Here is a 10,573-nt window from a genome sequence, read left to right as displayed (position 1 = left end):
CTGCCCGTCGCACAAAAAGGCTGCCGATATGACTGGCAGCCATCACTTAAATTTAAATTATTAATCTCTTATCGGCAGCTTCTCATTTTTAGGAGAAGGAAATAAAGGCCGGTCACCGTGACCTTTATAGTCGCGTAAATATTCCTTTAGCGCCTTTTTCACATTTTTTCCTAAAGGAAGCTTTTTATGATCGGATTGTTCGTCTTGCTTATCAAATTCGTCATTTTCAACTACAACTTTAAGCATCTTGACAAACCTCCTTTAAATAGATTGGAGTTTCCCCTAATTAAATTATAATAGATTTAGGCAAATACAGAAATAGGCAATTGCTCACTTATCCTAAATATATCTTACTGTCTCATCCAAATGTTCAGCTGAAGCAGCTACTTTCTCAGTTGCGGTCCCAATCTGCTCGATCACCTTTACTAATCCATCTACTTTATCCTCTACACTTTGAATTTCTTGTATTGATTCATTAATGGACTTCGAAATATTTTCAAACGCTTCGCTCGTAAAATTGGACTCGTTCTCTCCCTGGACAACCATTGCTTGCACTTCATTAATCGAATTCACTACTTCTAGTGTATATTCATTAGATTTACCAATTAATGTACTTATTTCAGAAACTGATTTTTTTGTCTCATCCGCGAGCTTCCGTACCTCATCCGCTACAACAGCAAATCCTTTTCCATATTCCCCTGCCCTTGCCGCTTCAATCGCTGAATTTAATGCCAGCAAATTGGTTTGTTCAGCTATATCCTGAACAATGGAAACAACCTTTTTAATTTGTTCACTGGAATCATTAAGCTGTAAGATGATCGACTTCATATGGGCTGTACTTTCTGTAATCGATTGGATTTGATTTTTAAGGGCAAGCATTCTGGTTTGTCCTTCCCTTGCTGCTTCCCTCGTCATTTTTGACTTGTTTGTACTGTTCACTACATTAAAGTTAACTTCCTGACTGCTGGCGATTAATTGTTGAACTGAGGCGCTTGTTTCTTCCGAAAGTGCGGCAACTTCCTCACTGACATACCTGACTCTATTCTTTAAATCACATTTAACCTCTTCATATTGCTTTTCTTTTTCTAGCATATTTTCCTTGTGATATTCATCAAGAACAAGCTGTATTTCAAAGTTTAGGAGAATTGTAAAGGCATTGATAAATTCGCGGATGGAATGGCGTCCGCCAATATTCTCGAATATTAAGTTCATTACTGAGATTTGAATATTTTGCAAGGCTGCCATATACCACTTTGATTCAAGCTCAATATCATAATGAACTTTTGCAACCCTTTTTCGACTTTCAATAAAAGAATCATCTATTCTACCGCTAAACATTTGGATCAAATACTTCTCGAGAGTATTTTTCAAATGCTCAATCGTCGAATATTTCTCGATGATTTGTTTTAAATCCTCCACCGTTAATATTGAGGCATAAAATGAGTCTATAATTACATCAATATTTTTTTTAATTAATGGCTGAAGGGCTTTGATTAATTTCAAATGATTGACATCTAAATGGATCAAGTCCATTTGCTTTTTAATTTCTATATCTGAAATATTGATTAAAACTTCCATATCCTTAGCTTTACTTAACCATTCCCCATCCACGATGACATCATCATTAGAAAACCGTTTAAAGAAGCTCATTAAATCATCCTCCTCTACGAACACTAAAGTTAATTATATCAAATATTTTTTACCTAATTAGCAAAATTTTGTTAACAAATTGAAAGCAGGGCTAAAATTCCAGCCCTGCTTTCATTACCCAATAATAATCTTTTCTTTCGGAAAATGGTATTTCTCTTCCTTTTCTTGACCACGAATTAAAAATAGGAATGAAAAGATGCCGATTCTTCCAATGAACATTAAAGCAATAATTACTAATTTTCCAAGGATGCTAAGGTCAGGTGTGATCCCCATTGATAAACCGCATGTCCCAAAAGCCGATGCCACTTCAAATATGATTGGTAAAATCGGAAATGATTCAAGATAGGATAATATCGTAACAGCTGTTCCACAAAGAATAAGCGCTGTAGATATCACAACAAAAGCCTTTGTAATATCCAACGGATCAATTTCTCTATTAAATACTTTTATTGTGTTTCTTCCCTTTGCGTAAAAGATGATACTTAAACACATAATTGCAAATGTTGTCGTGCGAATTCCTCCGCCAACACTTGAAGGAGATGCACCAATAAACATCAATATTGCCATTATTAATACTGTCGGTTCTCTAAATTGTGTTATATCCAATGTTGCCAAGCCCGCACTTCGGGTTGTCACAGATTGGAACAATGAATAAAAGAGGGCCTCATGCCAACTTTTCCCTACGTAAAAATGGTTCCATTCAAGCATCAAGAATACTAAAGTACCAAAAACAACTAAAGCAAAAAAGGTAGTGGCTGTGATCTTTGTAAATAATGAAAAATGAAAAGGATATTTCCCTTTATGGGTTAAATAGTGCTTTACTTCGATTAATACAGGAAAACCAATCGCACCCAACATAATGAGAAGCATCGTAATGAATTGAACAAAATAATCATGGGCAAATGGCGTAAATGATGCTCCCGTGATATCGAAACCAGCGTTTGTTGTTGCACTTATTGATACAAATAGGCCATTTAAAAAGGCCTCCCGCCATGTTGAAAAGTATTTTAAAAAATATGTACCTAAAATTACCGCACCTGCTGCCTCAATCATTAGAATTAAATATAGTATTTGTTTAGCCAAATAGACAAGCCCAGAAAATGTTGATTGATTATGGTCAATTTTAATTAAAAGTCGTTCCTTAAAACCAATTTTCTTTCCGATAATAAGCCAAATAAATGTTCCTAAAGTCATGATGCCGATACCGCCAAACTGCATGACAAACATTAAAAGAAAATACCCGGTGACACTGAACGTATCAACGATCGGCACAACCGTTAATCCTGTTACACTAATAGCACTTACGGCAGTAAATAACGCATCAATAAACCTTAAGGTAACTCCTGGCTTGTGAGCAACCGGGAGGGATAATAATAACGTTGAAAAAAGAATCGAACTTAAATAATATAGAACAATTAACTGAACTGATGTCAGCTTCAATAAATTTTTCTTGCGTTTTTTTTCTAACAATATTGACATAAGTTTCTCCTTATTAATGATCAAAACCATAGTCCTTAGTTTACAATGTCCGCTGAAAATGTCAATGTGACTTTGCTCAAAACAAGAACATACGCTCTTTTACAGGAACAAACTTTCGTATATAATAGAACTAAATCAAAAAAACGAAAGGTGGAAGTCCATTTGATAAAAGATCGTGGCACGATTAAATGGGCAGCAATGATGCTCCCTGAGCATGTTCATGAATTAAGAGAGCTGTGGGAAAAAGATAAAGAAGTGGCCGAGCGGACAATTGATGAACAGAAAATAGAATTAATCGATTATGCGATTAAAAGTGCACTGACTTCCCACATGGAGGTGAAAATTACCTTTTATGAAGGCAGAACCTACATAGAAAAGCTTGGGCATATAAGAGAAATAGATCCGTATACAAGTATACTCAGCCTGCTTACTCCTCAAGGTCAGAAGTTAAAAATACAGATCAATCGTATTGTAGATGTAGAACCGACTGAATAGAATAAATCCCCTCCATGCCACAAATACTAAAAGATGACTTTATGGTAAGGAGATGAATTAGATTGACTCAATCAAAAGGACAAAAAGAGCGTCAATTTAGAAAACGAAAAAACGCACAAAATTCCCATGGAAAAATTAAATCGTTTAAAGAATTAGCAACGGAAAAAGAATAGGTAGAAAAGCGGAAGCACCCGTTTAGCGAAGTCCACTAGTCGCTGGGTGCTGGAGCTAGACATTTAGGAAAGCCACCGCATGTTGATGTGGTGGCTTTCTTGGATTTAAACTTATATATTATTAATTATTAACAAATTGTTCAATTCGATTTAAGGCCTCTTCAAGCGTTTCCATTGAATAAGCGAATGACAGCCTTACATAGCCTTCACCATATTTTGAAAATGCACTGCCGGGAACAACAGCAACACCGGCTTCCTTGACTAATTTAGTTGCAAATTCCAAGGAAGACATATTGAAGCGACTAATGGAAGGAAACATATAAAAAGCACCAGTTGGTTCATTAACATCAAATCCTAAAAACCTTAACCTTTTTAAACCATAGTGCATACGCTTCATGTATTCGTGCTTCATTGTCAAGGCACTATTAATACCCTTTGTTAGTGCTTCGAGTGCTGCATATTGCGAAATACTAGAGGCGCAAGCAACACTATATTGGTGAACCTTCAACATGTACTTAGCAATAAAAGCAGGAGCGCACACAAAACCGATCCGCCAACCGGTCATTGAATGAGATTTTGAAATTCCATTCACAACGATTGTCTTTTCTTTCATTTCAGGAAAGCTGGCAATCGACTGATGACTCCCTTTAAATACTAATTCACTATAGACTTCATCAGATAATACAAAAACTTCTTCATCCTTTAGAACATCAACAATCTCTTTTAAATCCTGTTTAGTGAGCGTACATCCTGTCGGATTAGATGGATATGGCAGGATAATGCATCGAGTTTTCTCGGTTAAATGGTCTTTGATTTGTTCAGCCGTCAATTTGAAGCCTGTTTCCCTTGTATCAACGAATACAGGAACCCCTCCAGCCAATTTTATTAATGCTTCATAGCTTGGATAGGCAGGGCCTGGTAAAATGACCTCCGAGCCACTTTCAATGATTGTCCGAATCGCAATATCGATAGCTTGGCTCGCACCCGCTGTTACAATAATTTCATCCTCAGGGTTATAGTTTAGACCATATTTACTTTTTATAAAATGAGCTACAGCCTCCCGCAAACTAAGTAAGCCCGCATTATGAGTATAAGTGGTCAAATCTTCGTCAATCGCCAGTTTTGCTGCTTCCTTTACCCCTTCCGGTGTGGAAAAATCAGGTTGGCCAATTGTCAATGAAATAACGTCTTCATATTCGGAAACCATATTAAAAAATTGTCGTATTCCAGAAAATTGAATATCCTTTACATTCGGATTAATTAAATGCTCCACCTTTATCATCCATTTCCATATAAGATATCCTAATCAAAAGCAGAAATTTATTTTTTATTATAAACCACAAAAAAACAATCTTCTACAAAAAACACTTTTTTACTCTATAAACGGCAGTTTAACATATACACTGGTCCCTTTACCAATTTCACTGTCAAAAAGAAGCTCACCTTCATGGTCTTCCAACAGTTTTCTAGTAATCATTAATCCGAGACCTGTTCCCTTTTCTTTTGTTGAATAAAAAGGTTCGCCAAGTTTTTTTAGACGCTCCTGTGTTATTCCCGGTCCATCATCTATTACAGCCACTGTAAGCATTGATTTTTCTCTATTTACTTCCCCGATAATCTTAATTTTTCCCTTGGCTTGTATAGCCTCCATTGCGTTTTTAATAATATTAACGAAGACCTGCTTCAAATGATTGGCATTACCTTTTACTTTTAATAAAGAAAGGTCATTAAGCTCAACTATGATTTCTATCCCCTTAAGATTGGCCTCCCCTTGCATTAGACCAATGACCTGCTCTAATATCGGTCTGAATGGCTGAACCTCAAATTTTATCTCTTGCTGTGGTTTCGCAAGGAATAGAAACTCGTTTATAATTGATTCGATTCGATCCAATTCATCCAGCATAATTGATGTATAAGTAGGGGGAACAGTCCCTTCTGACTGAATAATTTGTAAAAAGCCCTTAATAGACGTTAAAGGATTACGAATTTCATGGGCAATACCTGCAGCAAGCTGACCTACTGTTGATAATTTTTCTGACCGTGTAAGTAGTTCTTCCCTTTCAATAATCTTTGTAATATCCTCTGTAATCCCTACAATTACCTCTAAAGTGCCATCTTTAAAAACAGGTAAGCCCTTTAATCGCATCCATTGCATCGGTTGATTCGGCTGCTGATAGCGAAACTCAACAATGGATTCTCTCTCCCGCATTTCTTCACAAGCTTCCTTTACCTTATGAAGATCATCTCGATTAACCCGTTTCCAAACTTCATCTAATTTTTCTTCAAACTCCTCACTAAGAAATCCCAGAACATGTTTTGTTGCCGGGCTGACATAATACCATTCCTCCATATCAGGTGAAGCAATCCAAAAAATTTCACCAATATTATTGGCAAGCATATGAAAACGTTCTTCACTTTCAATTAAGGCCTCTATCATTCGAACCTGTTCTGTTACATCCTGGGCAAAAATAGAAAGCCCTTCTTTAGTTGGGTAGGCACTAAACTGCAAATATTTATTGAAGTTCGGTGTATACTCTTGAAACCTTACAACCCTTAACTCTTTCATAGCTTGATGAATATTATTGTAAATTCCTGGATGTGAATCGATAGGAAAAACCGACCAGAGGCTTTCACCAAGAAGCTCCTGCCGTTGTTTTTTAAAAATACTTTCGAGCGAATTATTAATAAAAGTGAAGCACCATTCACGATTAATCGCACAGAAACCATCAGAAATACTTTCTAATAGCTCATAATGCCGTTTATTTGAAGTCCGCAAAACTTCATTTAGCGTTTCCAGCTGTTTTTGTAAATCGGAAAAGTTTTCAGTTTGTTTCATTTTAAAGTCTCCAAAAGAAATATTTATAGTCCCTTTAATACATTCTACAAGTTAATAACACATTCCTGTCTTTACTTTTTCACTTCTTTGTTATAATGAAATTATCTCAAAATTCACCCATATAATGTAGTAGAAAACTTTGCAAGGGGGCGCTGAAATGGAAGCGTTATATGATAAATTAGATTCATTATTTTCGGAAATGGTAGAAATTCGCAGATACCTACATCAGAATCCTGAGTTATCATTTGAGGAAGTCGAAACACCTAAATATATTGCTGAGTATCATAGGAAACTCGGTCATGAAGTTCGAACAGAAGTTGGCAAACGCGGCGTAGTTGCCTACCTTGAAGGTGGAAAACCTGGCCCAACAGTAGCGCTTCGTGCTGATTTTGATGCTTTGCCTATTCAAGAAGAAAATGAAGTTCCTTACAAATCAAAATACGATGGAAAAATGCATGCATGCGGGCATGATGGGCATACAGCAACATTATTAGTATTGGCAAAAGCGTTAAATACTATGAAAGAGGAACTAAACGGGAATATCGTGTTTATTCATCAGCACGCTGAAGAACTTGCTCCCGGCGGGGCGATTGCGATGATAGAAGACGGCTGCTTAGAAGGTGTAGATGTGATCTTCGGTACACATTTATGGTCTACCATTCCTTTGGAGGATATTACATATTGCCCAGGACCATTCATGGCTGCAGCCGATCGATTTGAAATTAAAATTCAAGGCAAAGGTGGACATGGCGCCCTTCCCCATCTGTCTAAAGATTCAATTGTCATTGGTTCACAATTAGTATTGAATCTTCAACAAATTGTCAGTCGTAGAGTAGATCCTTTAGAACCTGCCGTACTCAGCATCGGTTCCTTTGCGGCCCAAAACGCTAACAATATTATTGCAGATACGGCACGGATCTCAGGTACGGTTAGAACTTTAAGTGAACAAACACGTATCGTTATCGAAAAAGAAATTGAACGCATCCTAAAGGGTGTTGCTCTAAGTGCTGATGTTACTTATTCATACAGTTATAAAAAAGGCTATCCACCTGTTGTAAACCATGAACAGGAAACAGAATTTTTGGCTCGTGTCGCAAAAACGGTTCCCGGTGTTAAAAATGTGCGCCAAATAGCTCCATTAATGATCGGTGAAGATTTTGCCTACTATATGCAGCACGTAAAAGGAGCATTTTTCCTTACAGGTGCCATGAATCCGGAATGGGAAACTGTGTATCCACATCACCATCCTAGATTCAATATAGACGAGCGTGCCATGCTCATAGCTGCGAAAACATTAGGAAGTGCAACATTAGTTTATTGCAATGAGAATAGGTAAGAAAGAATGTAAAAAGACTGAGGTAAAAAACCTCAGTCTTTTATTTACCTATCGAGTTCTCATATTACCGCCGACGCCGTTTCCGTTGCCGTTTATACCGCGATTATTGTTAAACACACCATCATTATCATCATTTCGACCCTTAATTAATGGGTTGCGATCCTCATTTGGTTCTTCACCAGGGTCTGGCTCGGCGTTATCGTAATCGACGTCAACAAGATCCGGATCACCATTCCGGTAATTATTATTATACGTGCCAAAGCCATTATTACCATTTCGATTATTATCGAAGATACCGTTATTATTATTTCGATAATCATAACGGACATCATCAGGAGCCAGCCTGTCGTTCCAATTATAACGAACGTTTTCTGTATTAACACCACGATTTTTATAATTTACACCTGTAGTACCATTGCCATTATTGTCGTTATTATTGTCATTAGCACCACAACCTGCTAAAAGCCCAACAGAAAGTAAAGAAGATGTAACGAAAATCAATGATTTTTTCATGCTTGTCCCTCCATAAAAATTGTTTTTCGTACAACTTTAATATGCCCACAATTTTAGGAGTCATGAAAAGTCAAGATTAAAATCCTCCCTCCAGAAATGGAGGATTTTGCATATTACATTGTAAAGCGATGATTCCCAATATCTAATACAACTTCTCTAGCTAATAAAAACTGATTTGTCGTATTTGCTTTGTTAAAAAAATAAACTGCATTTTTAACTGGTTTTTCTCCCTGGAGAGCTTTTTTAGCGGCCTCAATTGAGCTTTGGCTCGGCTTTACAGAATTAATTCTCCCAGTCGACACCGGTGTAAACTGTCCCGGTTCATTAATAATGGCTTCAATCGTGTCAGGAAAGCGACTATCGTTGATACGGTTGACGATTACATTTCCAACTGCAACTTGGCCGATAAAAGGTTCATCCCCTGCTTCTGCTTCAATTAATGTTGCAAGTAAAAGTAGATCATCCTGATTCTCATTCTTCATGACCGATGGAATGACAACTTTCAACTTTGTTTTCGGAGAGACAGTACTTGATTGTAGGCTATTTCTAACCTTAATTAGTTGTTCAGTTGTATTAAATTTCGCACTGATTGAAGATAAACTGTCCCCTTCTTGCACTTCATAAAGTGGCACTTGATTTAATTGAACAGTATTATCCATCCATTTAACTTTCAAGTGTAACAGTTCCGATACATGGCGAATTGGTAGATACATTCTGTCATTCCGCATTAAAGGGGAAACATCCATTATGTATTTAGAACCATTAATTTGTACTCCTCTAGAACCTGCAAAAAATAGGATTTGATCATTTATTGGCGATTTAATCAGAACTTTTCGTTCTGCACCATTCCATTCAACAGCCGCTCCTAGTTGTTCGCTAATAAATCTAATTGGAACAAACAGGCGCCCACTTTCAACAAAAAGCGGCTCTTGAAAAGACACTTTGTGATCATTAACAAAGATTTGACAACTAGGACTAGAATGAGCGTGTGCGAAGGTTGGCAATAAGATCAGCAGCCCAAATAAAATGAGCAATGGTCTTAATACTTTCATATTCTCACCTCTTTTTCTAATACTTTAGAGTTTAGCATTGGATGGTATAACACTTCATTAGTAGGTCACTGGATAATTTTCCTTTTTTAGGAAGGAACAAAACTAAATTTCGGGGGAAAAATAGGATAAAAGGAGGAGTCTTATGCCAAACCAAAATAAAGGCAAATATGAAATAGCAAATGAGCTCGGGATCCCTTTAAATAAGGGATATAACGGCAATATAACAGCAAGTCATGCTGGTAAAATAGGCGGAGCAATTGGTGGAAATATGGTAAAGGAAATGGTAAGAATGGCTGAACAGCAACTCGCAAATAACAAGCATTGATTTTTGTCAAAAAAGTGTCTGACATCATGATGTCAGACACTTTTTTCACTTATTTTTATTCGATAAGATAGAATGATACATAAAGTCAACCACAATCCCCCGCTTAAGAATCCCGCAATAACATCACTTGGATAGTGAACTCCTAAATAAATTCGACTTAAACCAATACATAAAATCATAATACCCAAGAGCCATGGTATGAATAAGGCTTTGTTCGTTTTATTTTTTAGTTCTTGGTAAAGTAAAAAAGATATAAAGCCATAAAAGCCAATCGAAATCATAGCATGTCCACTTGGAAAGCTATATCCGGTAACTTCTACTAAACGTTCACTCGTTGGGCGCGGACGTTCAATAACAGCTTTTAAAAAGTGATTTAAAAACCTTACTCCAAATAAATTAATAACTAGTAAAACAGGAAAAATGAGTTTTCTTCGTAAAAACCAAAAAACAATCGCAACCAAAAATAATATCGGAAATTCCACTTTATAAGAACCAATTGTTGTTAAGACAATCATAATTACTGTCAAATCATCAGATCTAAATTGTTGAATGAATGTACTAATTACCTGATCGAATCGTTCAAGTCCCTCCGAACCAATCCTTAAACTAATCCCTAAATACGTAATTATGATAAATAATATAAGAAGAAATGTTTTTTTGTATATAGACACGTTATTCATCCTTATGTGCTAGAATTATAGTAAAACTAAAAAA

At 36.5% G+C, this 10,573-nt stretch carries 11 protein-coding genes and 1 pseudogene; 4 read left to right on the top strand and 8 right to left on the bottom strand.

What is annotated here, in order from left to right:
• Positions 1-60: 60 nt before the first annotated feature.
• The 3 genes from BAZO_RS00405 to BAZO_RS00395 all read right to left on the bottom strand — a co-directional run bounded on the left by BAZO_RS00405 (position 61) and on the right by BAZO_RS00395 (position 3,129).
• Positions 61-246: a hypothetical protein gene (locus BAZO_RS00405; RefSeq protein ID WP_003329243.1), complete on the bottom strand. Its 186-nt coding sequence runs from the start codon at positions 244-246 to the stop codon at positions 61-63.
• A 93-nt stretch (positions 247-339) separates the two neighbouring features.
• Positions 340-1,650 (bottom strand): globin-coupled sensor protein, encoded by a 1,311-nt coding sequence (locus BAZO_RS00400; protein ID WP_003329242.1) that lies wholly within the window; start codon positions 1,648-1,650, stop codon positions 340-342.
• Between the two features lie 114 nt (positions 1,651-1,764).
• Positions 1,765-3,129: a TrkH family potassium uptake protein gene (locus BAZO_RS00395; RefSeq protein WP_003329241.1), complete on the bottom strand. Its 1,365-nt coding sequence runs from the start codon at positions 3,127-3,129 to the stop codon at positions 1,765-1,767.
• Positions 3,130-3,291: 162 nt separating this feature from the next.
• On the opposite strand from BAZO_RS00395, the gene BAZO_RS00390 reads away from it, so the two are divergent.
• Both BAZO_RS00390 and BAZO_RS22815 read left to right on the top strand, forming a co-directional pair.
• The gene (locus BAZO_RS00390) at positions 3,292-3,624 is read left to right on the top strand and encodes a YolD-like family protein (RefSeq protein WP_003329240.1); all 333 of its coding nucleotides are present in this window, start codon (positions 3,292-3,294) and stop codon (positions 3,622-3,624) included.
• Between the two features lie 62 nt (positions 3,625-3,686).
• Positions 3,687-3,797 (top strand): DUF6254 family protein, encoded by a 111-nt coding sequence (locus tag BAZO_RS22815; protein WP_233276214.1) that lies wholly within the window; start codon positions 3,687-3,689, stop codon positions 3,795-3,797.
• Between the two features lie 121 nt (positions 3,798-3,918).
• On the opposite strand, the gene BAZO_RS00385 is transcribed toward BAZO_RS22815, so the two are convergent.
• Both BAZO_RS00385 and BAZO_RS00380 read right to left on the bottom strand, forming a co-directional pair.
• Positions 3,919-5,070 carry an aminotransferase A gene (locus tag BAZO_RS00385; RefSeq protein WP_003329239.1) on the bottom strand — a complete coding sequence of 384 codons (1,152 nt, stop codon included), beginning with the start codon at positions 5,068-5,070 and terminating at the stop codon, positions 3,919-3,921.
• Positions 5,071-5,169: 99 nt separating this feature from the next.
• Positions 5,170-6,633: an ATP-binding protein gene (locus tag BAZO_RS00380; protein WP_003329237.1), complete on the bottom strand. Its 1,464-nt coding sequence runs from the start codon at positions 6,631-6,633 to the stop codon at positions 5,170-5,172.
• A 157-nt stretch (positions 6,634-6,790) separates the two neighbouring features.
• Here BAZO_RS00380 and BAZO_RS00375 point away from each other — a divergent pair, with 157 nt between their 5' ends.
• The gene (locus tag BAZO_RS00375) at positions 6,791-7,969 is read left to right on the top strand and encodes a M20 metallopeptidase family protein (RefSeq protein ID WP_003329236.1); all 1,179 of its coding nucleotides are present in this window, start codon (positions 6,791-6,793) and stop codon (positions 7,967-7,969) included.
• 48 nt (positions 7,970-8,017) lie between these two features.
• Here BAZO_RS00375 and BAZO_RS00370 read toward each other — a convergent pair whose 3' ends face one another.
• On the bottom strand, positions 8,018-8,482 hold the full coding sequence (locus tag BAZO_RS00370; protein WP_003329235.1) for a hypothetical protein: 465 nt from the start codon (positions 8,480-8,482) through the stop codon (positions 8,018-8,020).
• Positions 8,483-8,595: 113 nt separating this feature from the next.
• The gene (locus tag BAZO_RS00365) at positions 8,596-9,534 is read right to left on the bottom strand and encodes a cell wall hydrolase (protein ID WP_003329234.1); all 939 of its coding nucleotides are present in this window, start codon (positions 9,532-9,534) and stop codon (positions 8,596-8,598) included.
• A 163-nt stretch (positions 9,535-9,697) separates the two neighbouring features.
• On the opposite strand from BAZO_RS00365, the pseudogene BAZO_RS00360 reads away from it, so the two are divergent.
• A pseudogene (locus tag BAZO_RS00360) lies at positions 9,698-9,859 on the top strand (alpha/beta-type small acid-soluble spore protein); the annotation flags it as partial.
• A 32-nt stretch (positions 9,860-9,891) separates the two neighbouring features.
• Here the strand turns inward: BAZO_RS00360 and BAZO_RS00355 are convergent.
• The gene (locus BAZO_RS00355) at positions 9,892-10,530 is read right to left on the bottom strand and encodes a phosphatase PAP2 family protein (protein ID WP_003329232.1); all 639 of its coding nucleotides are present in this window, start codon (positions 10,528-10,530) and stop codon (positions 9,892-9,894) included.
• Positions 10,531-10,573 lie beyond the last annotated feature (43 nt).

Source organism: Schinkia azotoformans LMG 9581, from assembly GCF_000307855.1.
In the GTDB taxonomy this organism is placed as follows: Bacteria; Bacillota; Bacilli; order Bacillales; family Bacillaceae_J; genus Schinkia; species Schinkia azotoformans.
This window is presented reverse-complemented; position numbering and strand designations above follow the sequence as displayed.